At 56.0% G+C, this 23,471-nt stretch carries 24 protein-coding genes and 1 pseudogene; 3 read left to right on the top strand and 22 right to left on the bottom strand.

Going from position 1 to position 23,471, the window contains the following annotated elements; genetic code table 11:
• Window positions 1-14: 14 nt before the first annotated feature.
• From DBV39_RS13280 to phnD, 7 genes are all read right to left on the bottom strand, one after another.
• Complete coding sequence (locus DBV39_RS13280) at window positions 15-1,172, bottom strand: alpha-hydroxy acid oxidase (RefSeq protein ID WP_108621940.1); 1,158 nt, start codon at window positions 1,170-1,172, stop codon at window positions 15-17.
• Window positions 1,173-1,197: 25 nt separating this feature from the next.
• Window positions 1,198-3,096 carry a TRAP transporter permease gene (locus DBV39_RS13275; protein WP_108621939.1) on the bottom strand — a complete coding sequence of 633 codons (1,899 nt, stop codon included), beginning with the start codon at window positions 3,094-3,096 and terminating at the stop codon, window positions 1,198-1,200.
• 29 nt (window positions 3,097-3,125) lie between these two features.
• Complete coding sequence (locus DBV39_RS13270; protein ID WP_108621938.1) at window positions 3,126-4,076, bottom strand: TAXI family TRAP transporter solute-binding subunit; 951 nt, start codon at window positions 4,074-4,076, stop codon at window positions 3,126-3,128.
• A 115-nt stretch (window positions 4,077-4,191) separates the two neighbouring features.
• Window positions 4,192-5,010: a phosphonate ABC transporter, permease protein PhnE gene (gene phnE / locus DBV39_RS13265; RefSeq protein ID WP_108621937.1), complete on the bottom strand. Its 819-nt coding sequence runs from the start codon at window positions 5,008-5,010 to the stop codon at window positions 4,192-4,194.
• An 8-nt stretch (window positions 5,011-5,018) separates the two neighbouring features.
• Window positions 5,019-5,831, bottom strand: a complete 813-nt coding sequence (phnE, locus tag DBV39_RS13260) for a phosphonate ABC transporter, permease protein PhnE (protein ID WP_108621936.1) — start codon at window positions 5,829-5,831, stop codon at window positions 5,019-5,021.
• Entirely contained in the window at window positions 5,828-6,649 is an 822-nt protein-coding gene (gene phnC / locus DBV39_RS13255) for a phosphonate ABC transporter ATP-binding protein (RefSeq protein WP_108621935.1), read from the bottom strand. The genes phnE (DBV39_RS13260) and phnC overlap by 4 nt, the downstream gene beginning before the upstream one ends.
• 33 nt (window positions 6,650-6,682) lie before the next feature.
• Entirely contained in the window at window positions 6,683-7,633 is a 951-nt protein-coding gene (gene phnD / locus DBV39_RS13250; RefSeq protein WP_108621934.1) for a phosphate/phosphite/phosphonate ABC transporter substrate-binding protein, read from the bottom strand.
• 84 nt (window positions 7,634-7,717) lie between these two features.
• On the opposite strand from phnD, the gene DBV39_RS19540 reads away from it, so the two are divergent.
• Both DBV39_RS19540 and DBV39_RS13245 read left to right on the top strand, forming a co-directional pair.
• Window positions 7,718-7,879, top strand: coding sequence for a hypothetical protein (locus tag DBV39_RS19540; RefSeq protein ID WP_159078952.1), 162 nt, complete (start codon window positions 7,718-7,720; stop codon window positions 7,877-7,879).
• 119 nt (window positions 7,880-7,998) lie between these two features.
• Complete coding sequence (locus tag DBV39_RS13245) at window positions 7,999-9,096, top strand: TRAP transporter substrate-binding protein (protein WP_108621933.1); 1,098 nt, start codon at window positions 7,999-8,001, stop codon at window positions 9,094-9,096.
• A 275-nt stretch (window positions 9,097-9,371) separates the two neighbouring features.
• Here the strand turns inward: DBV39_RS13245 and DBV39_RS13240 are convergent, their stop codons facing one another.
• The 10 genes from DBV39_RS13240 to DBV39_RS13200 all read right to left on the bottom strand — a co-directional run bounded on the left by DBV39_RS13240 (window position 9,372) and on the right by DBV39_RS13200 (window position 18,692).
• A complete protein-coding gene (locus tag DBV39_RS13240) occupies window positions 9,372-10,760 on the bottom strand; it encodes a TRAP transporter large permease (protein WP_108621932.1) in 1,389 nt (462 codons plus the stop codon).
• A gap of 2 nt (window positions 10,761-10,762) precedes the next feature.
• Window positions 10,763-11,329, bottom strand: a complete 567-nt coding sequence (locus DBV39_RS13235; protein ID WP_108621931.1) for a TRAP transporter small permease subunit — start codon at window positions 11,327-11,329, stop codon at window positions 10,763-10,765.
• Between the two features lie 197 nt (window positions 11,330-11,526).
• Window positions 11,527-12,414, bottom strand: a complete 888-nt coding sequence (locus tag DBV39_RS13230; protein ID WP_108621930.1) for a DUF6279 family lipoprotein — start codon at window positions 12,412-12,414, stop codon at window positions 11,527-11,529.
• 27 nt (window positions 12,415-12,441) lie between these two features.
• Window positions 12,442-13,695 carry an MFS transporter gene (locus DBV39_RS13225; RefSeq protein ID WP_108621929.1) on the bottom strand — a complete coding sequence of 418 codons (1,254 nt, stop codon included), beginning with the start codon at window positions 13,693-13,695 and terminating at the stop codon, window positions 12,442-12,444.
• 160 nt (window positions 13,696-13,855) lie between these two features.
• Window positions 13,856-14,860: a YeeE/YedE family protein gene (locus tag DBV39_RS13220; RefSeq protein WP_108621928.1), complete on the bottom strand. Its 1,005-nt coding sequence runs from the start codon at window positions 14,858-14,860 to the stop codon at window positions 13,856-13,858.
• 167 nt (window positions 14,861-15,027) lie between these two features.
• On the bottom strand, window positions 15,028-16,497 hold the full coding sequence (locus DBV39_RS13215) for a TauD/TfdA family dioxygenase (protein WP_108621927.1): 1,470 nt from the start codon (window positions 16,495-16,497) through the stop codon (window positions 15,028-15,030).
• A gap of 73 nt (window positions 16,498-16,570) precedes the next feature.
• On the bottom strand, window positions 16,571-17,038 hold the full coding sequence (locus tag DBV39_RS13210) for a DUF3750 domain-containing protein (protein WP_265416004.1): 468 nt from the start codon (window positions 17,036-17,038) through the stop codon (window positions 16,571-16,573).
• Window positions 17,035-17,355 (bottom strand): DUF3750 domain-containing protein, encoded by a 321-nt coding sequence (locus DBV39_RS20320; protein ID WP_265416003.1) that lies wholly within the window; start codon window positions 17,353-17,355, stop codon window positions 17,035-17,037. Before DBV39_RS20320 ends, DBV39_RS13210 begins: the two co-directional genes overlap by 4 nt.
• Window positions 17,356-18,021 (bottom strand): carbonate dehydratase, encoded by a 666-nt coding sequence (gene can, locus DBV39_RS13205; protein ID WP_108623271.1) that lies wholly within the window; start codon window positions 18,019-18,021, stop codon window positions 17,356-17,358.
• Between the two features lie 146 nt (window positions 18,022-18,167).
• Window positions 18,168-18,692 (bottom strand): GNAT family N-acetyltransferase, encoded by a 525-nt coding sequence (locus DBV39_RS13200; RefSeq protein ID WP_108621926.1) that lies wholly within the window; start codon window positions 18,690-18,692, stop codon window positions 18,168-18,170.
• 225 nt (window positions 18,693-18,917) lie between these two features.
• Between DBV39_RS13200 and rsmI the strand changes: the two genes are divergently transcribed.
• On the top strand, window positions 18,918-19,883 hold the full coding sequence (gene rsmI / locus DBV39_RS13195) for a 16S rRNA (cytidine(1402)-2'-O)-methyltransferase (RefSeq protein WP_108621925.1): 966 nt from the start codon (window positions 18,918-18,920) through the stop codon (window positions 19,881-19,883).
• Here rsmI and DBV39_RS13190 read toward each other — a convergent pair.
• The 5 genes and pseudogenes from DBV39_RS13190 to hpf form a co-directional block, all read right to left on the bottom strand.
• A complete protein-coding gene (locus tag DBV39_RS13190; protein ID WP_108621924.1) occupies window positions 19,848-20,738 on the bottom strand; it encodes a septal ring lytic transglycosylase RlpA family protein in 891 nt (296 codons plus the stop codon). The genes rsmI and DBV39_RS13190 overlap by 36 nt on opposite strands.
• 9 nt (window positions 20,739-20,747) lie before the next feature.
• A complete protein-coding gene (gene rapZ, locus DBV39_RS13185; protein ID WP_108621923.1) occupies window positions 20,748-21,626 on the bottom strand; it encodes an RNase adapter RapZ in 879 nt (292 codons plus the stop codon).
• Window positions 21,619-22,550: pseudogene (hprK, locus tag DBV39_RS13180) on the bottom strand (HPr(Ser) kinase/phosphatase). Before hprK ends, rapZ begins: the two are co-directional and overlap by 8 nt.
• A 16-nt stretch (window positions 22,551-22,566) precedes the next feature.
• A complete protein-coding gene (gene ptsN, locus DBV39_RS13175) occupies window positions 22,567-23,034 on the bottom strand; it encodes a PTS IIA-like nitrogen regulatory protein PtsN (RefSeq protein ID WP_108621922.1) in 468 nt (155 codons plus the stop codon).
• A gap of 87 nt (window positions 23,035-23,121) precedes the next feature.
• On the bottom strand, window positions 23,122-23,457 hold the full coding sequence (hpf, locus tag DBV39_RS13170; RefSeq protein ID WP_108621921.1) for a ribosome hibernation-promoting factor, HPF/YfiA family: 336 nt from the start codon (window positions 23,455-23,457) through the stop codon (window positions 23,122-23,124).
• Between the last annotated feature and the right edge of the window lie 14 nt (window positions 23,458-23,471).

The following is a 23,471-nucleotide window of genomic DNA, read 5'->3' as shown; positions in this document are numbered from 1 at the left end:
GACCCCGCGATTGGTCAGGGTGTGGGAAAGGTGCCAGGCAACAGGATACGCTTGTCGACGGTTTCGATGTTGGTATGCCCACAAAACGCCATGGTGAGATCCAGTTCTTTGTGAATGATCTCGAGCGTTTTGCTGACACCCTCCTGTCCCATCGCACCAAGGCCATATAAAAAGGCCCTGCCAATGTAGCACCCCTGGGCGCCAAGTGCGCGGGCCTTCAGGACATCCTGCCCGCTACGTACTCCGCCATCCATATGGACTTCGATACGGTTGCCGACCGCATCGACAATTGCTGGCAATGCATTGATACTCGAGTCTGCGCCGTCGAGTTGACGTCCACCGTGGTTGCTGACGATGATGGCGTCAGCCCCGGTCTCCACTGCAAGACGGGCATCCTCCACATCCATGATGCCCTTCAGGATCAGTTTGCCACCCCAGAGTTTCTTGATCCATTCCACGTCCTGCCAGTTCAGGCGTGGGTCAAACTGAGATGCGGTCCATTCGCTGAGCCTGCTCATGTCGGTCACTCCCTTGACGTGGCCGACGATGTTTCCGAACTGTCTTCTGGACGTTCCCAGCATGCCCATGGCCCAGCGAGGTTTTGTCGCGATGTTCAGAATATTCTTGAGAGTCAGTTTAGGTGGTGCGCTCAGGCCGTTACGAATATCTTTGTGACGTTGACCGAGAATCTGCAGGTCCAGCGTGAGCACCAGTGCGGAACACCCGGCTGTCTTGGCTCGTTCGATGAGTCTTTCAATGAAATCCCGGTCTTTCATGACATAGAGCTGAAACCAGAACGGATGTCGTCCTGTCTGCTCCGATACGTCTTCAATCGAGCAGATACTCATGGTCGACAGCGTGAAGGGGATGCCAAACTCCTTGGCCGCGCGGGCAGCCAGAATCTCGCCATCGGCATGCTGCATCCCGGTCAGTCCTGTCGGCGCAATGGCTACTGGCATGGCAACCTGCTGCCCGATCATGGTGGTCTGTGTACTGCGATTCTCCATGTTCACCAGAATCCGCTGACGAAGCTTGATCTTCTGGAAGTCGCTTTCATTGTTCTGGTAGGTCGACTCGGTCCATGAGCCCGAATCGGCGTAGTCGTAAAACATGCGCGGTACCCGTTTTTGAGCGAGTACGCGCAGATCTTCTATGTTGGTGATCGTTGGCATGACAAAACCGGTGAAGACGGCAGTCTCAGGATGTTTGTGGAAGCGGTGCTTTACGCCGCTCCAGTGACTGCCAGACTAAAGCAGCCGCTAGTATGCCAAATCCGATCAGATCAGTCAGGCCCCCGGGCTTGATCAGACTCAATGCTCCCACGACCAGCAACACACGCTGGACCATGTTTGCATGGCCGATCATCCAGCCAAACAGACCGCCTGCCAGCGCGATGACCCCGATACAGGCGGTTGCAATCGGCCACACGGCGTGATACCAACTCTGGTCCTCATCCAGGATGAACAGCAGAGCCGGTTCGTAGACGAACATGAACGGAACGATGTAGGCAGGCGCCGCCGCACGTACTGCAGCCAGCCCGGCACTCCACATGTTGGCGTTGGCAATGCCCGCTGCAGCAAAGACAGACAGGGCAACGGGTGGAGTAATAGCCGACAGGATCGCAAAGTACAAGGCAAACAGGTGAGCGGCTGGCGCCACAATGCCCATCTTGATCAGAGCAGGTACCAGCAAGGCGACCATCACGATGTAAGCGGGTGTGGTCGGCATGCCCATGCCCAGGATAATGCCGGCCAGCGCCGTCACAATCAATGCCAGAAGCACGTGGTTGTTGGCCAGTTCAATCACGATTTGCGTGAACACGATGCCCAGACCGGTGATGGTGATGGAGCCGATCACAAGGCCAGCACAGGCACAGGCCATGGCGACAGACAGGGCGCCACGAGCGCCTTCTTCAAGCGCCTGGATGGGGGTGCGCCAGGTCAGATCCTTACGAGTGGCTTTTTTCAGCATCGCAACGGGAAGGCAGGCGATCGCGGCAACGAGTGCGCACATTGGTGCCGAATATCCGAGAACCAGACCAATCAGGATGACGAACATCGGTATAAATAGCTGACCTCGGACCATCATGACCTGCCACAGCTTGGGCAGCTCCTCCTCAGGGATCCCGGCAAGCCGATAGCGCTTGGCTTCAAAGTGCACGGCAAAGAATACTGAAAGGTAATACAACGCGGCGGGCACAATCGCCCAGATGGTGATCTGGAGATACGGCACCGCCAGAAACTCTGCCATCACAAACGCGACAGCCCCCATGACGGGCGGCATGATCTGGCCACCAGTGGACGCAACTGATTCCACTGCAGCCGCAAACGGGGCCCGAAAGCCAGTGCGCTTCATGAGTGGAATCGTGATGGGGCCGGTCACCATGACGTTGGCGACAGCACTACCGGAGACCGTACCAAACATGGATGAACTGACGATGGCAACCTTGCCAGGTCCACCGGCACTTTTGCCGGTCAAAGACATGGAAAAATCCATGAAAAGGCGTCCAGTGCCGCTTTTTTCCATGAACGCGCCAAAGATCACGAAGAGCATCACGTAGGCGGCTGATACCCCGAGCGTGGACCCGAAAATGCCTTCGGTGGAAAGGTAAAGCTGTTCGAGCAGGACAGGGAGCTTGACTTGCGTGAAGATGGCTGCGTACCCGACGAACACCATGGCCGTGATCGGTAGGGCCCAGCCGATGATGCGTCGTGTTGCCTCGAGGACAATAAACACCATGATGACCCCCCAGAATTTGTCGCCTGTGGTGAGGTCATCGATGTAGATGATTCGGTATGTAAAAGCTTCGTAATTGACGAAGATATGTAAAACCCCACCAAGGCCCAGTGCCAGCAGCAGCATGTCGTAGGAACGCCATGCCCGGCTGTTACCGCCCTTGGTGGGAAATAGCAGAAAGACCAGGGCAAGTGCGAACATGAGGTGAGTGCCCCGGAAGATGATCGCCTCAGGTGGCCCGAAACCCGCAACATACATGTGGTACAGCGACATCGATACTGCGATGACGGTGACCAGCAACTTCATGAAGCGCGAGCTTGGATCCAGTGCGCTCTTTTCATCCGAAACAACAGTGCTCATGTTCACATCCTGGTTGTCAGTTCAACAGATCAAAGTGCGCCGACTTCTTTGTAGAACTTCTCGGCACCAGGGTGAAGTTTCACGCCCATGTCTGCAGCCATGTCCTTGGCTGTCAGGCTGGCCATGCCCTTGTTGACGGCTGCCATGGAATCAATATTCTCGGTCATGGTCTTGACCATCTGATAAACCATGTCTTCTGGCAGGTCGCAGGCGACGATCAGGTGGGTGTAGTAGCCGATTGCAGGAACGTCTGCGGTTTGTCCTGGGTAGGTGCCCGCCTTGATGATCAGCTTGGTGTACGCAGGATTGATCTCCCGCATCGCGTTCAGTGTCTTGTCGTCGGCCGGAACCATGACCACATCACGTGAGTTCGCCAGATCCATGACGGCAGACGATGGGGCAGCCGTGCCAAGGGTGAAGATGTCGACGTGACCGTCCTTCATCATCGAGACAGCATCGGTGTAACCGGCCTGGAAGTTCATTCTGGCCAGGTCATCATAGGTCATGCCGTTGATGTCCATCACCATGGCAGTCAGGGCTTCACCGGTGTTACCGCGTGGCTGGGTGACGACACGTTTGCCCTTGAAGTCTGCAAAGGAGTTCACGTTAGCGTCTTTCTGGGCAACCACCTGAAAGAATTGTGGATACAGGTTTGCAAGCTGACAGACTTTAGTAGTCTTGTTCTTGAAGGGCGGCTTACCGAGCAAGCCGTCTACGGCGCTGCTGGAGTTCGAGAAGCCGATCTGTGCCTTGCCTTCATCTACACCACGTACGTTTGCGATACCAGCTCCAGGGCTGGAGGTGATGGACAGACCAGGAATGGCTTTCTCCCACATGCCTTTGAGCGCACCGCCGAGTGGTACCCACACACCGCCCTGAGGGCCAGTCATCATGGTGAGTTGTTGAGCACTGGCTGGCGCGCCGGCAAGGGCCGCAGTAACAGCGAGGACGCCCAGGCTGAGCTTAGTGACCTTTTTCATATTGTCTCCGTTCTTAGAATAGGGTGGACGGCAACGCGAACATTGCCGGACGGACCATTCTAGGCACGTAGTCGCACTTCTGAAAAGTCAGGGTTTACAAGGGGATCTGAGGGGATCAAATGAGTTTTTTGCGCACGACAGCCGAAATCCACTCACTGATTGCTACGGTCGCCAGGATGGCAATCAGAATCATGGACACTTTGGGCCACGCCAGCGTGTTGAGTGCGGACTCAAGCTTCATGCCGATTCCACCAGCACCCACGAGACCGAGTACTGCAGACTCCCGGATGTTGATATCCCAGCGAAACACTGTGATACCAGCGAGCGTGGGTGCCACTTGTGGCGTGATCGCCCACACTAATGTCTGGGCCGATCCTGCGCCCGTGCTGCGTATGGCTTGAATGGGCGCGTCGTGAACTTCTTCAATTGCCTCGTAGAGAAGCTTGCCGATAAATCCGATTGACCGTAATGCAATGGCAAATATGCCGGCGAGTGGACCAGGCCCCATGATGGCTACGAGGAGCAGCGCCCAGATGAGCGAGTTGATTGAACGTGAAGCGACTGTGATCAGTAGTGCTGCCGGTCGGGTGAGCCACTGACTGGGGGTCGTGTTCCTTGCGGCTAGAAATGCGACTGGTGTGGCGATGACGACGCCAAGCAGTGTGCCCAGGGTCGCAATATTGAGTGTTTCCCAAAGCGGCCAGAGCAGGTCACTGGTCGACGCCCAGTCAGGTGGCATCATGCGTGATGAGATATCCACCGCCTGCCGCGGCGCGTCACTCACAAACGCCCAGATCGTCTGGGCGGTCATCACCTGGAAGCACCAGACAAACAGCAAGGTGCCTGCGAACCAGAGTGCATACCGGGTCCACTCTTGTCGGGTGGTGCGATAGCGCCAGACTGTCTGATGAGCGCTGTTCAGTTCGGAGGTCATGGCGGGACTCACTGTAGCCGCTTTCGGATCAGACTTGAGACGTACTCAGTTGCAAACACGATTGCGATGATGATCAGGAGAATGGCAGCCGCCGAATCGTATTCATAGCGATCCATTGCCGTGTTCAAGGTTGCCCCCACGCCGCCCGCACCAACGATCCCGATGACGGACGACTCACGAAAATTGATGTCCAGACGGTAGAGTGATAGGCCGACCAGTCGGGGCTTTACCTGAGACAGCACCGCAAAGTCCAGCCATTGCATGAAGCTGGCCCCTGTGGAACGTAATGCCTCGAGCTGGCTGGTGTCGATCTCTTCGATATCCTCGGCGAGTAGCTTGGCCATGAATCCGATCGTTGCAAATGTCAGCGTCAGATACCCGGCAAACGGTCCAAGCCCGAACATCGCCACCAGCAGAATGGCCACAATGATCTCGTTCAAAGTCCTCGACAACGCGATGAAGCCTCTGCAAAACAGGTAAACCCAGCGATTGGCCAGATTGCGCGCTGCACCCACAGCGAACGGAATGGATAGCATCACGCCAGTGACCGTTGCAGTGACCGTCATGGTGAGGCTTTCGATAAACCCTGTGCGGATGTCGCTCCAGCGGGACGTGAAATCAGGCGAACCAAAAGCGCTGATGAATCGCCAGCCACGCTCCCAGCCTTGCGCAATCCGGGTCCAGTTCACTTCCAGCGAAGACAGCCCGAGAAACAGGTAGAGCAAAGCGCCCAGAATCAGGCTCCAGCGTAGAACAGGTGACGCAATCCACGCTGGCTTGCGCCAGGTGATTGGGTATGCCCGGGCGGGGTGGGCACTCATGCTGAAAGTTCCGGCACCACGATTTCCTCTCTGGTCGCGTGCTCGCGTTGTTGATCGAGGCGTCGGGTCAGTGCGGACCAGTCTTCCTGGCCATAAATCATGCCCAGTACCGACTCGTTCACTTGGGACGCAGGGCCGTCAAACACGATCTGACCTTTCTTGAGGCCAACGATTCTGGGTAGAAACTCGGTTGCCAGGACCACATCGTGAATATTGATGATGGCTGCCAGTCCTTGCTCCTGGCAGAGATCGACAATCAGGCGCATGATCTGACGCGAGGTCTTGGGGTCCAGACTTGCAGTCGGTTCGTCTACCAGCAGAAGGTCTGGGGCCTGAATCAGTGCTCTGGCGATCCCGACCCGTTGCCGTTGACCACCCGATAAGGTATCGGCACGCTTGTTCTCCATGCCAGAGAGTCCGACTCGCTCCAGCAGATCGTATGCTCTGGCGATGTCGGCAGAATCGAAACGCCGAAACCAGCTCGCCCAGAACCCGGTATGGCCGAGTCGACCGGACAAGACATTCTCCATGACCGTCAGTCGCTCGACCAGCGCGAACTCCTGAAAGATCATGCCGATGCGCCGGCGCCAGAGGCGCAGCGAACGCTGTCCGAGCGCCGTTCCTTGCTGATTGCCGATTGTGATAGTGCCAGAGGTCGGTTCAACCAGCCGATTGATGCACCGGATCAGTGTTGACTTTCCAGCGCCTGATGGGCCGATCAGGCCAATGACCTCTCCTGATGCCAGGTTGAGATCAACTCCGTGAAGGGCCTTGTCACCAGTGGCGTAGGACTTCAGCAGCCCTTTGATTTCCAGCACGTTCGACTCCTGAGCGACCAGATACTTGCAGGGTTACTTGCAGGCGTAGGTTACGCCCATCGCACGGTCGATATCGCGCACGACTGACCAGTGTTCCTTGTACGTGATGGGCATGAACTTCTCTTGCGGCGGTTGCGACTTGGTGAACTCATTCTGCAATCCCGTCCCTTCCCAGTCGAAGCTGAAGAAAGCATCCTTGACCTTCTGCGCTAACTCAGGCTTGAGGTTGTAGACATGGCCGTATCCGGTTGTCGGAAATGTTTCGGACTTGTAGATCACCTCGATTTGCTCTGGTTTGACCGCATCGCGCGCGATCATACGCTGTTTGACCGAGTTGGCGATGGCGGCAGCCGGGTAGTCCTGGTTGGCAACGCCCAGAATGGAATTGTCGTGCTTGCCGGAGAATACCGCTTCGAAATCTTTGCCAGCTTCCATCTTGAACTTGTCTTTAAGCAGCGCAGAAGGAGCCTTGAAACCCGAGTTCGAGGTTTCAGATGTGAAAGCCATCTTCTTGCCCTTGATGTCTTCGACCTTGGAGATGCCACTGCCCGGGAAGGTGATGATCTCCATTTCGTAGCCAAACGCATTGTCTTTTGAGGCCATCATGGCAAAGGGCACAAATCCTGCACAGTTCACAGCGATCGGATTCGATCCCGTGTTGAATCCGGCCACATGCAGGCGGCCTGCACGCATCGCCTCAAGCTGGGCTGCGTTGCTTTGCACCGGGAAGAACTGGACCTTCTTGCCCGTCATGGTTGCCAGATGGTCAACGAACTCTTCCCATACCTTGGCGTAGACGGCCGGATCTTCAACCGGTGTGTACGCAAACACCAGCACAGGTGGATCAATCCAGTCGGCGGAATTGGTGGGGGTGTCTGCTACCAGATCACCATCGCTGTCTTTGAATCGCGGATCCATTGCAACTGCGCTGAAGGAAACCGCCGCGGAAATGAGGCCAAGCACGACCTTTGATACAACACGCATCTTGTTGCTCCGTTGAAAAAACAGGATCGGGACCGGCACAGTGACCCGGTCAGTTCAGAGCGCATTATGTGGAGTGTTCATGACATGACCATGACAGCAGAGTCGGGCGGTACGCGGTCGTTTTCTGTCCCAGGCACTGCTCGGCCGACCTGCGCGCACCATCTGGACGGGCGTGGCGGCGAGACCCGGATCGTTGGTGCGGCAACGTGTCAGGCCCAGGCTTTGAGCCGCGAAATCTCCCGTTAGAACGACACGAGAAACCTATACGGGAGAGCCTCTATAAGGGTTTGTCTTGAGGTGACCGATTGGGTGGCTGCATATAATCTTCAAGTTTCGTTGCATTAATCCCAGATGGAGACTCCCAAATGAATAGGCGTTCCTTTATCCGTAAAGGTGTGGCTGGAGCCGGTGTAGCTGGCCTGGCAACTGTTGCGACTCCCGCACTCTCCCAGAACAAGATTACGTGGCGGATGGTCACGACCTGGCCTAAGAATTTCCCGGGTCTTGGTGTCGGAGCCCAGCGTCTAGGTGATCGCATCACGCAGGCTTCCGGTGGGCGTCTGACTGTGCAGGTGTATTCCGCAGGTGAACTGGTCCCACCTCTTCAGTCGATCGACGCTGTGATTGATGGCGGTGCCGAGATGTCGCACGGTGCAGCCTATTACTGGCAGAACAAGAGCCCTGCACTGTCATTCTTTACGGGGGTGCCATATGGTATGACCAGCCGTGAACTCGCTGCATGGGTGCGCTATCTGGGTGGACAAGAGGTTTGGGACGAGGTGTACGACCAGTTTGGACTCCAGGGCTTTCTGTCGGGTGATACGGGCACGCAGGCTGGTGGCTGGTTCAAGAAAGAAATTACGAGTCTTGACGATATCAAGGGCATGCGTTTCCGTACGCCAGGCCTTGGTGGTCAGGTCTGGTCCAAGCTCGGTGCATCGGTCACCAACATGGCTGCTGGCGAGATTTTTCAGGCGTTGCAGTCAGGAACGCTGGATGCCGCCGAATTCGTGGGGCCCTATAACGATCTGGCCCTGGGCTTTTACAAAGTCTGCAAGATTTACTACACCACCAGCTTTGTGGAGCCAGGCTTGGCGACCGAGTGTGTTGTCAACAAGAAGAAGTTCCAGGAACTGCCCAAGGATCTTCAGGCGCTCGTGCGCGATGTCTGCCAGGCTGAGTATGACCAGGTGGCATCTGACTTTGCCGCCAATGACCCGCGTGCGCTGGAAGTGCTGGTCAAGCAGCATGGCGTGACTGCAATTCCCCAGTTCCCCGACAGCATTCTGAAGGCCGGTGCAGAGGCATCCGTGGAAGTGTTGCGCGAGATCGGTGACAAGGGTGATGCGCTGACCAAGAAGACACTGGATAGTTTCACCAAGGCCCTCAACATTGTCAGAATCAAGACCGAGGGAACGGACATCAACTTTATCGAAGCCCGCAAGAAGTACTTCAAGCTCTGATTCGATAAAAATCAGAAGCCCACCTGCAGGTGGGTCAGGTGTTTCAGGTTCGGCCCCAGGCAGCTTCTGTCTGGGTTTTTTTCTTGTTCATTGATGGCGCCAGATCGCTCAGAATTCACTAACAATGGGTGTCAACAGGACGCACTGATGATCTAGTCTGTGCTCTGAGGCGGATCAGTCGTCACTCGGGCGGGACTCAAAACAGAACAGCCCCGGACGGGGCTGTTCTGTTTTGAGTTGACTTCAATATGGTGGATAGGGGGCAATCAGCCGTTTTAATAAAGTACAGTGGGCAACCAGGTCACGATTTCCGGGAAGATGAACAGAAGCGCGATGGCGATAACCTGCAGTGCGACGAACGGTATCGCCCCCTTGTATATGCTTGCAGTCGTCACGTGGTTAGGGGCGACCCCTCGTAAATAGAATAGTGCGAACCCGAATGGTGGCGTCAGAAAACTGGTTTGAAGATTGACGCCGACCATCACACCCAGCCAGATCGGATCAATATCGAGCATCAGCAAGATCGGTGCAGTGATCGGGATCACGATGAAGATAATCTCGAAGGTGTCGAGAATGAACCCGAGCAGGAACATGATCAGCATGACCACGATCATGGCGCCGATCGCACCGCCCGGCAGGTCGGTGAGAAATTCGTGCACCAGATTGTCACCACCCATCTGACGGAACACAATCGAGAACACAGATGCGCCGAACAGGATGATGAAAATCATCGAAGTGATGGTCGCTGTCGAAATGACTGCGTCTTTGAGCACCTGCCAGGACAGGCGCCATTTCATCGCGGCGAGGACGGTAGCACCCACCGCACCTACAGATGCGGCTTCTGTCGGCGTCGCCACACCGCCCAGAATGGAACCAAGCACAGCGATGATCAAAAGCAGGGGTGGTAGCAGTGCGGTCAGAATCTCTTTGCCAAGCGTGGCCTTCTCTTCTTTGGATACAGGTGTTGCTGGACAGGATTGCGGGTCTGTAATCGCCTTGAATATCATCCAGAGCAGATAGAGCCCTACAAGCATGAAGCCGGGCAGAAATGCGCCCGCAAACAAGTCCCCAACCGAGACAGGCGAGGGGGCGAAGTTGCCCTTGGACATCTGTACCTGGGCATTGATACCGGCGAGCATGTCCGCCATGAAGATTAAAACGGTGGATGGCGGAATGATCTGCCCAAGCGTCCCTGATGCGCAGATCACGCCGGTTGCCAGCTTGGGGTTGTAGCCCGCTCTGAGCATGGCCGGAAGAGATATCAGACCCATCGTGACAACGGTTGCGCCGACAACGCCGGTCGATGCCGCGAGTAGTGTGCCGACAATAATGACCGATATGCCCAGACCACCTCGCAGATTCCCGAACAGCTTGCCCATGGTCAGCAAGAGCTGTTCGGCTATACGCGATCGTTCCAGCATCACACCCATGAAGATGAACAGCGGTACTGCCACCAGCACCTCATTGGTCATGAAGCCGACATAGCGGCCAGCCAGAGAGGAAAAGTTGCTGAAATCAAATACGCCAAACCAGTAGCCCACGATAGCAAAGATGAGTGACGTGCCTGCGAGCGTGAATGCGACCGGGAACCCGAGCATGAGCATGCCGATCACACCAAAAAACATCAGTCCGGAGAGTATTTCTCCGATGAGGATTGGATCCATACTTATTCCTTGCCAGCCTGTGCAACGGGGGTGTATCGATAGTCTTCTGGAATCAGGTCTTCGCGGTTGCGTAGCATCAGTATCGACCGGACTGCCATTGAAATGCCTTGAAGGGCAACCAGGACAGCGAAGGCGATGATGAAGGACTTGAGTATGAATAGACCAGGCATGCCGCCGACGTTGGCCGAGGCTTCCTTAAGCCCCCACGAGCGCTGCACGAAGCCTATGCAATACTCGTAGACAACGTAGGTAAATGGAAGCAGAAAAACGATCACACCGATCAGGTCGGCAATCGCCTTGCGTCTTGATGAGGCAGGTCGATAAAAGATGTCGACACGGACATGATCGCCGCGAAGTAGCGCGAACGCAGCAACGCCGGTGAACATGGCGCCATTGAGCCAGACGTAAAGGTCTTGTGCCCAGAGACGAGTGACACCAAAAACATATCTCTCAAAGACAACAGCAAAACAGACCAGAACAATTCCCACCGCCGCCCAGGAAAAAATCAGGCCGATGAGTTTGTTCAGTCCGTTGATGGTTCGCATGAGCGCGGACAGGACAGTTAGCATTCAGTTTGGCTCCAGGAAGCGGCGATCACAGTGCACGGATGGACTGCTCAAATGACATACGGGCTTCTTGTGTGCGGTCGGGCTTGACAATTGAAACCTTGGCATTGTATCGACTGCGAGCCAATTACGCCTGAGGGATAGTATGGATATCACGCATAAATGCGCAAAATCCATACTGATCTGCACAACATTGGTGCTCAGGGGGATGACAGTTTGCGTGAGGTGGCGGTGGTGCCCGCAAGTGACTCAAAGTCAGCAGCATAAGAAAGCAGTTCGTCCTGCAGATGTTTGCGCTGGGTGTCTGTCATGATGTTGAGAAGTTCGGCACTTAGTTGTGCCAGCGCAATCCTGCGCTCCTGTTGCCTGGCTTGTATCGTTGGTGTTTGATAGCTCGTCAGACTAATCAGATAGTCATTGAGCGCCAGGCTGGCCTCGTCCGGTGTTTCGAACTGTGGTGCCTCGGCGATCAGGTTGAGCAATGCCTGTTGACGCGCCTGGCGTTCCGCCGCCCAGAGGGCGGGATTGTTCGGGTGGGTATCGAGCCACTGATCCAGAAGGGTCAGTTGTTCTTCGGACAATGGGCCGAGCCATCTCTCATAGTTCTTGACAAAGCGCTCCCGGCGTTCGGACCGCCCCTGGTCTGGCGCATTGAGGAACTCTTGCGCATATTCCCTGTTTGAAGTTTCAAACCGCCTTGCCAGGCGGTCTCGCTGAGTCGGTCCCAGTGTGACGATCACGGGTCCAAGCAACTGGGCAGCCTTCTGACCGAAGGCCAGTGCCTCGTCCTGAAGGACAGCCTGTTTGTCCAGAATCTCCTGCGCAGTAAACGTGCGTGCGCGCGATAGTGTCTGAGCCCAGCCACGCAAGGTCTGTGCGTACAGGGGTAGGGCGTGTGACTTGTGCCATTGTTGCAGTTCGACCAGTTGAGCGCGCAGAACCCGTTCCTGTTCGTCATCCAGATCCAGATAACGGTCGAGCTGATACTGTAGCAAGAATGGCGCGTTGTTATAGGCAAGCTGAACAGAACTGCATCCAGCAACGATCAATGCAAGCAATGCAGCGATCAGTCGGGAAATCCATCGCATGAGTCGATTGCTCCAGCAAATCAGTCGTCATGTCTGCGACTTCATGCGTGAGGAGGCGATGGCAGAAGTTGTCCAGAACGGCGAGACTGCGAGCAATACGCCTATCATTGAAGCGGCAAACCCTAATCGGTAAGATCCGCTCAAATCGTACAACAGGCCGGAAGCATACGCCCCTAATCCCGCACCGAGTGACATGCAGGCGTAAATGGTGCCATAGATGGTGGCCTGAGCCCGGCCCGGGAAGACTCTCGCGCTGATGGTGGAAATGATCGGTCCACGAGCACCTTGCGAAATGCCAAACAGCAGAACGTAGCAGGCAAGAACTAGTTGCAGTGGATAGTAGGAGAGCACAAACAGCAGGATGATGCCCAGGAATGTACAGACGAAAGTAGCGGTCACTGTTTTACGGGCTCCAAAGCGATCTGCAAGCCATCCTGCACTACTGACGCCAAAGACTGACAGCATGCCGGCAAATCCGAAGGCTGTTGCCGCCTCAAGTGCAGTGAAGCCTGAATCGACCAGAAACACGATGGTCTGGACCATGATCACGTAGGTGGAAAATGCCGTAAAGAAGAATGCTTGAGCCAACGACCAGAAGGCGCGGGTTTTCATGGCAGCACGCAGAGGCTCCATGCTCATTCTGGATTGTCCAGCGGGTCTTGCCTCAGCCTGAAAATCGGCAGGACCTGCGTGGATCCGCTTCCAGGGCAGGACCAGAATGACAGGCAGGGCTGCCAGCAGAATGGTGCCCAGCGTGTAGTAAGCGGTTCGCCAGCCTTGCCAGTCGATCATGTACTGGGCAAAAGGCACAATCAGAAGGCTGCCCGCCCCGAAGCCCGCATAGGCCAGTCCGATGGCCGTACTGGTTCGTGTGCGGAACCAGCGGCTGATCAGTGTGGTGGCAGGAACCATGCCAAGCGCCGAGATGCCGATCCCGCCTGCCAGTCCGATACACAGATAGAGTTGCCAGATATTCTGTAAGGATCCCGCCAGAAAATAGGCCGACCCCATGATGGTGAGTCCGACCGTGTAGACCACTCGAGGTCCGAAACGGTCAAATAAAACACCAATGAAAGGTGCAGATAGTCCATTGGCGAGCATGTAGATTGAATACACACTCGAGATTGCCGTACGGCTCCAGCCGAACTCTGATTCGAGTGGCAGCAGAAATGCGACATAGGTATCAGCGATTCCGCGACCTGCCATATTGAAGCCGAAACATAGCACCAACACCATGATGGCGATCGTACTGTCTGACAGGAGTCTGCGTGAACTACTCATTGTGCTGGGTTTGTCTCTTGTTGTATTTCCGCCTGGGGCGGAACCAGTACGTGGAACCGGTTGTTTGAACCCAACTTAGCACATCGGCGTCACCTGTGTCAGGACCGGCGGGTCGTTTCCTTTGGTCACTTTGCCGGATCTTGACGCAGACTCCGCCAGTTCAGTGTCCCTGCCTCAGCGCAATCAGGGCACCGATGACAATCGCGCCGAATGCCACAATCGACACAAAGGACAAAGTCGACATTCCCGTTAATCCCTGGCCAATCGAGCAGCCAAGCGCAAGCGCTCCACCAGCGCCCATGCAGAGTCCACCTGCTATGTAACGAGGCATTCTGTACGTTTCATCAAAACCCGTGATCTTGAACTGTCGTGTCAGAACGGAGCTGGCAAATGATCCCGTCAAAACCCCCGCGACCAGAACGACCCCGAAGCTCAGGGAGGCGCCCGTTGCGATCATCAGGTACTGAATGCTTGCGCCGATGGGTGCGACAAATGTCAGTGACGCGGGCTGGGACGGTTCAAACTCATCAATACCCAGCCATCCAGTAACGAGCCAGCCTGCCACAATGAGTAAACCGATCAACAGTCCGCTCATACTGTCCCTGATCTGGGTGATGAAATTCTTGTCACGCAGGATGAACCAGGACCCTGCCACCGAAAATACAGCCGTCAGTAGCCAGCGGTGAAAGTCCGATGCAAAGGTGTAATGCTCAAGTGTGCTGGCAGTATGGGTCGTGATCCAGGCACGTAGAGGCCCCAGCACACCGGTCAGGGTGGCGTAGGCGCTGATTCCGAGACACAGCAGGACCACCAGCGATCGCAGATTTCCCTGCCCAAGCAGGACCAGTGATCTGGCACCACATCCCCGGGACAGAATCATTCCGTAGCCAAACAGCAAGCCCCCAAAAACGATCAGCGACCAGGACACCCGTTGAGCGGCATAAATGGATTCAGAAACATCTACCAGCCCAGCGTGTCCGATGATCTGGGTGCCGATCATTGCGATGAGCAAAGCCAGAATGAAGGCGCGCAACTTGAGGCCTTCTCCGTGCCGAATCTGGTTTCTCAGGGCACTATTCAGGCAGAATCCGCTGATCTGCGCAACGACCCCATAAATCAGGCCAGTTCCCAGTCCACCCCAAACTACCCAGTCGCCAGGGTCCATCCCGTGTTGCCTACCTGTATAAAGGTTTGATGACTCTGGATTCACCAGTACTTATAGCCGGGACAGTACTCTCTTGAGTCTGGAGGTCCCCGGCTCAAGAGAGTAGTGATGCCCGGCCATATTGGCAAACAACTGCGGGCAAGAAGCTTATTACCGCGGTGTGGCGGTCATGCTGCGTTTCGAGCAAGATCCAGCGTCGTGACCCGTGTCAGCTCGCGCTTGTATTTCACATCATCAAACGGACGTGCCCGATGCATGGTCATCCGGTTGTCCCAGATGACAAGATCACCCTTTGCCCACTCATGTGAATTAAGGAACTCGGGACGTGTGGCGTGTTCGATCAGATCCCGAAGCAGGAGTCGTCCGCTCGGAACGTCAAGCTCGATGATGCGTTCTGCATGCGAGGCCAGGTAGAGCGCCCGACGGCCATCATCAAAGCGCCTGACCAGTGGGTGTGTGGCACCCGGCAACTGAGCAGCTTCTTCAGGGGAGAAGTCAAATCCCATGACATGGCGCGAGTAGACAATGGAGTGGTAAGCGTGCAGGTCCTGAATGGCTTCTTTGGTTTGCTCGTCCAGAGCGTCGTAGGCAGCGCGCATGTCGGCGAACTCTGTGTCAGCACGTACGGGCGGGATATTACGGGCAAACAGCATCGAATAGCGCCCGGCTGGCTCTTCGAAAGATGCGTCGGTATGCCAGATCCGGTTACAGATGCCGTTCATGCGGCGGCGATCCTGCGTGCCCAGAATGTCCCCTTCAGCACTGACATTTGAAATATCAGTGAGCGCCTCGTTGCCGTAGCGGTTCTTGGCAAGCACTCGCGATGAGGTTTTCTCATGGAGCTTGCCGTCAAGGCGCTTGGCGAACTCGACCTGCTCCTGATTCTCAAACTTCTGGTCGTGAAACACCAGGACCCCGTACTGGTTCATAGCCTGACGGATTGTCCCAAGCGTTTCCTCGTCGGTGACTGTGCGCAGGTCAACCGGGCTGACTTCAGCCATGAAACTGCGATGCAGAGGTGTAAAAGTGAGTCGGGTCAGTGTTGCCGTCATGGGGATGTCTCCTTTATGTCTTTGTCGTGAGCATGATGCCTGACAGAACAGCATACGATCAAGTACCTCGTCTTTGTTGATCAGCCAGTGCCTGAGTGCAGCAGCGATGTGCAGTGCGGTCAATCCGATCAGTACGAATGCCAGTGTTGAATGTATCTCGAAGAATTGCTTTGCGAGGGCTTGGTCGGTGCTGATGCCTGGCATGGCAGGCAGACTCAAATTTGCGTTAATCCCTAGAGCGGGAAACGCTGTCACGCCCGCCCAGCCCATTAGGGGAATAACCAGAAGCAGCAGATACAGCAGTCCGTGAACACTGGCGGCTATCTTGCGCGTTGCCGGGGAGAGCGATGCGACCGGCCCGGGCTGAGCACAGAACAGCTTGACCAGTACCCGGATGAGCATCAGAAGGAGCACTGCAAATCCCATGGCCTTATGCCAGGCATAGAGTGAGTTGGTCAGATCATCCCACAGATCTGCACCGGCCCTGCTCACCATCCAAAGTCCTGTACTGGCAAGTCCCAGGACCAGTATGGCGACGATCCAGTGCAAGATACGTCCTGCGAGCGGGTATTTACGTGTATTCATGGCGGTTACACTTTGCGTTGACTTAGGCAAGCCAGCGATACCAGGTTAGCGCATTGTGGCTGTCTTCAGGCGATCATGCGCACTCGTCTGCGTGACTGGTTCCAGTGAAATCTAGTCGCCCCACAAAAGGCAAGCGAATTGCAGGACACGTCACATCAACTCCGAACCCCAGGCCCAGAAAGTTGAACTCAATTCCTTCCTGTGGACTGGCGATCAGACCCAGCAACCCTGCCAGAGAGAACTGAATACCTTCTCCAGAAGGTGGTCTTCCGATCGGGTCGGTCAGGGGACGATAGTCTTTGCCGATTGCTGTGGGCGGCATGTCCAGGGAGAGTTCGGGAACCTCTCTGCCGATATGCGCCAGGAATGTGTTGCTGTTAGGACCGGGAAATGTCCGGTAAATCCCGTCATAAGGGTACGATGCGATAGCCTGCCTGACGGGCTCTATCAGGGTTGCTGCCAGGGGGCCTTCAACCCGCGCGAGCACTTGCGGCTCAGAACCAAACCATAGCGCATCAGGTTGTGCCCGGTTTCGTCTCACAACACTGTCGCCGCCCCCCAGCGAATGACCTCATAGCGCTCATAGCGAGTCTGGCCCCCTTCCTTGTAGATGATCCAGGGATGAATTGCAAAGTAACCGCGCCAGCCGTAAGTCGGTGCTGCCATCACCATGATCACCGCATCCGAGTCTGGTGTTGAGGGTGGCAGGATTTGCGCGGAATTACGGGGCAACTGATGCCAGCCTAACGAGCTCGCCTGTGCGATACGCTCACCATCGACGATCCACTTGATTGCTGCACTGGTCATTACAACGAACAGCACAAATAGCAGACTGCGTCCCAGGGTGCGCTTCATCATTCAGTCTCGTGGGTATCGCCGGGTGATCACGGCTTGATAGCGTTCTTCAAGTTCTTCCGGGCTGGCTAGACTGATGCCAAGATCCCTGGCGATGCCGTCTTTCACGCCATAGGCCCAGCCATGAACGGTCAGAGATTGTCCTCGTTCCCACGCATCCTGCACACTACTTGTCTGGCAAACATGGACCACCTGCTCGATGACGTTGAGTTCGCACAGACGATCAAGTCGCTCATCGGCCCGGGTCAGGCTGCCCAGGTAGGTTTCGTGCTTCTGGTTTACGTCCTTGACGTGCCGTATCCAGTTGTCGGCCAGACCGATGCGGCGATGCTCCATGGCGGCTTTAACGCCTGAGCATCCATAGTGACCAACGACAATGATGTGCTTGACTTTGAGCATCTCGATTGCAAACTGGATCACGGACAGGACGTTCAGGTCTGTATGCACCACCACATTGGCGATGTTTCTGTGGACGAATACCTCACCAGGCGCCAGTCCTGTGATCTGGTTGGCCGGCACCCTGGAGTCGGAGCAGCCTATCCAGAGATACTCAGGGGATTGCTGCTCTGCCAGACGACGGAAAAAGTCCTTGTCCTGGGCTGTTACGTTGTTGACCCAGTTCTTGTTGGCTTCAAACAGTTCTGTCAGCATGTAGGGGTTGTGGGGCATGGTTGTTTCACCTGGTTCGACTTTTTGGATCATTCTGCTAAAAGATAGCAGATCTGGATCCCGACACATTAATCTCAACAGGTAAGGTTTCAGCTCAGACCCTTTGGTGGCCTGTGCGTTCCCCATTCCCCTGTGAGTTGAAGGGTTTAACCGTCCTGGGGATCCTCAGGTGTGGGTAGTCGCTTGTGCAGCAAGGCCAGGTCCAGCCAGCGACCAAATTTGAACCCGGCTTGTTCAATGACGCCCGCCTGGATGAAACCGTGCCGGCGATGAAGGGCAATACTTGCCGTGTTGTCGGCATCGATCGCGCCGACGATCAGATGCAGGTTGCGATCAATGGCACATTGCACAATGTCTTCCAGCATTGCAGAGCCAATTCCTTGACCGCGTGCGGCCGAATCAACATATATTGAGTGTTCGACCGTGTACTTGTAAGCCGGGTGGGGCCGGAATGGCCCGAACGTTGCAAAGCCGAGAAACCGTTCCTGTTCGTCAAGCGCGACTCTGACGGGAAGCCCTAGCGCCAGTTTGTCTGCCATCCATTGACTGACTTGTGCCAGAGGGCGTGGCTGGTAGTCATAAAGGGCTGTCGAGGTCTCGATCACTTCGTTGAGCAGAGCATGGATCGGTTTGAGGTCGCGTGTGATCTGGGCGTCTGTAATGTTCAGCATTGGCGGTGAACCGGAGTCGGATCGGTTGTCTGGGGGTGGTGCTACGGAGCAGCCAGCCACAAAAGCCTGGCTGGATCCCGATGCAGTACGGCTGGGTGCGGGCTGTACTGGCGGATTGTAGAGGAATCTGCACACCACGACCTGATGAGAGAAGGGCCAGAATCGGGCGATTACACTGTGAGGGTGGCATGTTGCCCGAGTGTTCAAACAAGGTGTAGTCAGTCGATGCGTAAAGATACTCAGTCCGACAGTCAGACAATCTGGGACCAGACCTGTGCCCGGCTGGGTCAGCAGCAGTGGCCGTCACCTGCACTTTATGTGGTGGCAACGCCGATCGGCAATCTGGCTGATTTCACGCCCCGCGCATGGTATGCACTCAAGCATGCAGATGTTGTCGCGGCGGAAGACACCCGCGCGACCCGGGTATTGCTGGATGCGTGGCAGATTCAGGCGGACCTTATATCGGTCCACCGGCATAACGAGCGTGAGCGATACGTTGACATCCTGGAACGTCTCGCATCGGGGCAGCGGGTTGCGCTCGTGAGTGATGCGGGTGCCCCGGGTGTCAGCGATCCTGGTGGCCATGTGATTCAGGCTGCCCGCGCTGCTGGCTATCCGGTCGTCGCGTTGCCGGGTGCGAGTTCCGTGATTGCGACACTGATGACGTTTGGAACCACAACAGATGATCACCCCGGGTTTGTGTTCCTGGGCTTTCTTCCAGCCAAATCAGGTGCCCGGCGTAAAGTGCTGGCTCGCTGGGCTGACTATGATGGAACACTCATTGCGTTTGAGGCACCGCACCGTATCCAGTCATGTTTGCAGGATTTGCAGACAGTCTTCGGTGATGAGCGTCAAGTGGGGCTTGCCAGAGAGTTAACCAAGCGGTTCGAAGAGACAGCAATGATGCCTCTGCGCGATGCCCGTCAGTGGCTGGAAGACGGTCGGCACCGCAATCAGGGTGAATTTGTGTTGCTGATTGCACCGCAAGCAGCGCAGGCATCGGAGGCTGCTGAAACGGTTTTGCAGCTTGATGCGGGTTCCACCAGGTGGGTGAATGCGTTGCTTGAACGAGTCTCGACACGCGATGCTGCGCGAATCATGGCACAGGTGTTAGAGCAGTCCAGAGACGTCTGTTACGACTGGTTGTTGACTCGCTCAAAGGGTCGAGATGCTGGGCATGACACCGATTGACCGATGAATGGGACTGGCCTCACGCAAGGCCGAGTCCCTGCTCTCGAACGGTCCGATTCGCACTCTGTAGATGCCCGGTGTGCGCTGATCTATCTCAACTGTCTTGCCAGGCGGAGCGCTGCCAGCGGCCCGGCTTGCCAGCGCGCGGGCATTGTTCAGATCGCGAAATGCGCCGATCTGAAGAAATATGCCACCAGAACCCGTTGAGGCAGGAATGGACTGCATCGAGACAGGGGTCGCTGATGGTGGGGCCTGTACTGAAAATGTTCCACCAGATCCGTCCCATGTCCCTGCCCGAATCTCGTCTGGGGTGATCCGCTCGACAAGGACTTCAGCACTGCCCGGACCGACCATCCCGAGTTTGTGGGCTGCAGCGTAAGACAGGTCAATCACTCTGCTATGAAGAAACGGACCACGATCGTTGACACGGACAATGACGCTTCGGCCGTTGGAGATCCGGGTCACCCGCACATAGCTTGGAATCGGCAGAGTCGTGTGAGCAGCCGTCATCGCGTACATGTCGTAACGCTCACCATTCGAGGTCGGATTGCCGTGGAATTTTTTGCCATACCAGGACGCCATCCCGCGCCTTCGATAGGGGCGTTCGCTGGTGTCTGGCACGTATCGCTTGCCCATAACTGTGTATGGACGGTTTGGCCCGCTGGCTAGCGGCTCGATTCTTGGCACAGCATCCGGAACAGAATCCAGATTTGACGGTGGGTTGCGAGGCGGGCCGTCGTCCATGTAGTAGCCGCCACCTCTGCCCCCTCGTCCGCCTGAGCATGCGGCCAGAACCAGCGCGAGTGCAAGAATCAAGCCAGTATTCGCGATACGGATTAGCCTGGCAGCCATCATTAGACCCTCTCAGGAAAACTCTGGGCGGTTTCGGTGTCTCACCAGCAGATTAGAAATGTCCACGAAACGTTGGGCTAGCTGCTCAACCACGTAAACCGAGCGATGCTGGCCGCCCGTACATCCGATCGCGATTGTGAAGTAGGCGCGGGTGTCCGTCGTGTACCTGGGGAGCCACTTGCGTACGAATTGTTCGATGTCATTGACCATCTCTCTGACCTCGCCGAATTGCTCGAGCCAGGCGATGACCGCGGGGTCACGCCCTGTCAAGGGTTTCAGGGCCGGTTCGTAATGAGGGTTGGGAAGACAACGCACGTCGAACACCAGGTCAGCATCGCGAGGAGATCCGATCTTGAAAGCAAAAGACTCGATCGTCATGATCACGCGCTGTCTACTCTGGCCTACTAGTTCCTGCATCCAGTGACGCAACTGGGACGGCGTCAGGCCGGAGGTGTCGATCACGTGCTCCTGGTTGCGCAACGGGTCGAGCAACTCACGCTCCTGCTGAATGCAAGCGTGTAGTCCAGGTGCCTGGCCGCTATCAGTCAGTCGCCTGGAGAGGGGATGTCGGCGTCGGGATTCCGAATACCGCTGCACTAGCGTGATGTCGTCAGCGTCGAGAAACAGTACCCGGATCGAGAGTCCTTGCAGTCGGTGGCGCCGCAAGATGTCAGGAAGGGATCGCAGGTTGCCAGGAGAGCGTGCGTCGATTGCTACAGCCACACGCGTCTCGCCCGCTCTCTGAGTGGTCTCGATGAAGTGGTCCAGGAGTGTGACGGGCAGATTGTCGACACAGGCATAGCCGACGTCTTCAAGATACTTGAGAGCAACAGACTTGCCTGCACCAGAGATGCCGGTCAGCAGAATGAACTTGACTTGAGGTTCATCCATTTCCAGCCTCCCGTGAGATCGCCTGCGCCTGTTTTTCCATGAACTCTTGCAGAGTGTCAATCCCGCGCAGCTTCAAAATAGTATTGCGAACGGCTGCTTCAACCAGCACTGCCAGATTCCGGCCCGCAGCGACCTGCAGCATGACCTTGCGAATTGGCTCGCCCAGAATATCCTGAGTCATATCTTGAATTGGCAGGCGCTCGAACTTCTCCTGAGCACTGGCGCGAACCAGGTGCACGATAAGCTTCAGGCGCATTTTGCGACGGACTGATGTTTCTCCGAAGATGGTCCGGATGTTGAGAAGCCCGAGTCCGCGGACTTCCAGCATGTTCTGGAGCAGCTCTGGACAGTGGCCATCGATTGCGTGCGGTGCCGTACGCGAGAGCTCGACCGCATCGTCTGCGACCAGTCCGTGCCCTCTTGATATCAGTTCGAGCGCCAGCTCGCTTTTACCGAGCCCCGACTCGCCAGTGATCAGGACGCCCAGGCCCAGTACATCCATAAAGACACCGTGGATGATTGTAGAAGGGGCAAACTTTCTGGCGAGATAGATTCTGAGCAGGTCAATCAGCTGCGCAGCCGACACAGTCGTGCTCAGCAAGGGGACTTCGGCCGTGTCGCATACGTCGACGATGTCTGGCAGCGCTTCGATGCCGTCTGCCAGCAGGATCGCAGGTACGCCCCTGCGATCAGTTCTTCAAGGTGGTGGATCCTGCGTTTGATGTCGAACCGCGTGTAATAGGCAATCTCTTCTCGCCCGAACACCTGTATGCGCGCAGGATGAATGAGATTCAGGTGACCTATCAGGTCAGCTGGCGCACGGCCATCATCGGGAATGCGCCTGAGCTCTCCGCTGGTGCCGGCTAGCCAGGTGAAGTTCATTTCATCCTGGTTGTCTGTCACCAGGTCTTTCACGCTGAGCATTTATATTCCTCCGACCTCAGTCGTCGTCGGACTCACCTGGTCGTGTGAGCAGATCGTAAACTGCGGAAGGTTGTGTTGCCTGACGCAACGACTCAAGGACGGAGTCATCAGACAGGCGGCGTGCAACTTCTGCCAGGATGTCCAGGTGTTGCTGCGTCGCTTCTTCAGGGACGATGATCACGAGCAACAGATCAACCGGTTCTCCGTCAGGTGCATCGAATGATACTGCCTGGGACAACCTTGCAAATGCGGCACAAGGCTTGCTGAGGTTCTTGATGCGCCCATGAGGAATCGCGACACCATGGCCGAGACCCGTGGAGCCCAGGCGTTCACGCGCAAACAGGCTGTCAAAAACACCAGAACGTTCCAGGCCGTGGTTGTTTTCCAGTAAGAGGGCAATCTGCTCGAGCGCTCGCTTCTTGCTGGTGACCGGTACGTCCAGAACGATGTTATCGGGGGGGAGGAATTGCGACAGAAGATTCATGTCGCTGATTATAAGGGGTTATGCGGCACCGCAACAATCACCGCACGAGATGGCAGTGATTGTTGCGAACAAGTGCTCAACAGTGCGTTAGTTGAGCACATCTTCGTCAACGAACTGACGTTTTGCAGGCTCGTGAGCGTGGCTCTGAGTCTTGTTCTTGTGCTGGACAACCTTTCGGTCGATCTTGTCGATCAGAATGTCGATTGCTGCATACAGGTTCTCCTGAGCGGACTCGCAATGGATGTCCTTGCCTCGCACGTGCATCGTGATTTCTGCCCGGTGCTTGAGTGGTTCGACCGACAGCATCACTTTGGTGTCGATCACATGATCGAAATGTCTGGTGACCCGCTCGAGTTTCGTTTCGATGTATTCGCGTATAGCGGGGGTAACTTCCAGATGATGTCCTGTGATCTGCAGATTCATAGGCAACTCCTTAA

It is taken from the genome of Orrella marina (assembly GCF_003058465.1).
Taxonomy (GTDB): Bacteria; Pseudomonadota; Gammaproteobacteria; order Burkholderiales; family Burkholderiaceae_B; genus Algicoccus; species Algicoccus marinus.
The sequence above is the reverse complement of the archived record's forward strand: the minus strand, read 5'-3'. Positions and strand labels throughout refer to the sequence as shown.

Coding starts and splice junctions, on each gene's coding strand:
- phnE (WP_108621937.1), bottom strand. CDS start 5,010: ATGACCTCCGAACTGAACAGCGCTCATCAGACAGTCTGGCGCTATCGC.
- DBV39_RS13275 (WP_108621939.1), bottom strand. CDS start 3,096: ATGAGCACTGTTGTTTCGGATGAAAAGAGCGCACTGGATCCAAGCTCG.
- phnD (WP_108621934.1), bottom strand. CDS start 7,633: ATGCGTGTTGTATCAAAGGTCGTGCTTGGCCTCATTTCCGCGGCGGTT.
- rsmI (WP_108621925.1), top strand. CDS start 18,918: ATGCGTAAAGATACTCAGTCCGACAGTCAGACAATCTGGGACCAGACC.
- DBV39_RS13220 (WP_108621928.1), bottom strand. CDS start 14,860: ATGGACCCTGGCGACTGGGTAGTTTGGGGTGGACTGGGAACTGGCCTG.
- phnE (WP_108621936.1), bottom strand. CDS start 5,831: ATGAGTGCCCACCCCGCCCGGGCATACCCAATCACCTGGCGCAAGCCA.
- DBV39_RS13280 (WP_108621940.1), bottom strand. CDS start 1,172: ATGCCAACGATCACCAACATAGAAGATCTGCGCGTACTCGCTCAAAAA.
- hpf (WP_108621921.1), bottom strand. CDS start 23,457: ATGAATCTGCAGATCACAGGACATCATCTGGAAGTTACCCCCGCTATA.
- DBV39_RS13240 (WP_108621932.1), bottom strand. CDS start 10,760: ATGGATCCAATCCTCATCGGAGAAATACTCTCCGGACTGATGTTTTTT.
- DBV39_RS19540 (WP_159078952.1), top strand. CDS start 7,718: ATGACCATGACAGCAGAGTCGGGCGGTACGCGGTCGTTTTCTGTCCCA.
- ptsN (WP_108621922.1), bottom strand. CDS start 23,034: ATGAATCTTCTGTCGCAATTCCTCCCCCCCGATAACATCGTTCTGGAC.
- DBV39_RS13230 (WP_108621930.1), bottom strand. CDS start 12,414: ATGCGATGGATTTCCCGACTGATCGCTGCATTGCTTGCATTGATCGTT.
- DBV39_RS20320 (WP_265416003.1), bottom strand. CDS start 17,355: ATGATGAAGCGCACCCTGGGACGCAGTCTGCTATTTGTGCTGTTCGTT.
- DBV39_RS13245 (WP_108621933.1), top strand. CDS start 7,999: ATGAATAGGCGTTCCTTTATCCGTAAAGGTGTGGCTGGAGCCGGTGTA.
- rapZ (WP_108621923.1), bottom strand. CDS start 21,626: ATGGATGAACCTCAAGTCAAGTTCATTCTGCTGACCGGCATCTCTGGT.
- DBV39_RS13215 (WP_108621927.1), bottom strand. CDS start 16,497: ATGAATACACGTAAATACCCGCTCGCAGGACGTATCTTGCACTGGATC.
- DBV39_RS13190 (WP_108621924.1), bottom strand. CDS start 20,738: ATGATGGCTGCCAGGCTAATCCGTATCGCGAATACTGGCTTGATTCTT.
- DBV39_RS13200 (WP_108621926.1), bottom strand. CDS start 18,692: ATGCTGAACATTACAGACGCCCAGATCACACGCGACCTCAAACCGATC.
- DBV39_RS13270 (WP_108621938.1), bottom strand. CDS start 4,076: ATGAAAAAGGTCACTAAGCTCAGCCTGGGCGTCCTCGCTGTTACTGCG.
- DBV39_RS13235 (WP_108621931.1), bottom strand. CDS start 11,329: ATGCTAACTGTCCTGTCCGCGCTCATGCGAACCATCAACGGACTGAAC.
- can (WP_108623271.1), bottom strand. CDS start 18,021: ATGCCCCACAACCCCTACATGCTGACAGAACTGTTTGAAGCCAACAAG.
- DBV39_RS13225 (WP_108621929.1), bottom strand. CDS start 13,695: ATGAGTAGTTCACGCAGACTCCTGTCAGACAGTACGATCGCCATCATG.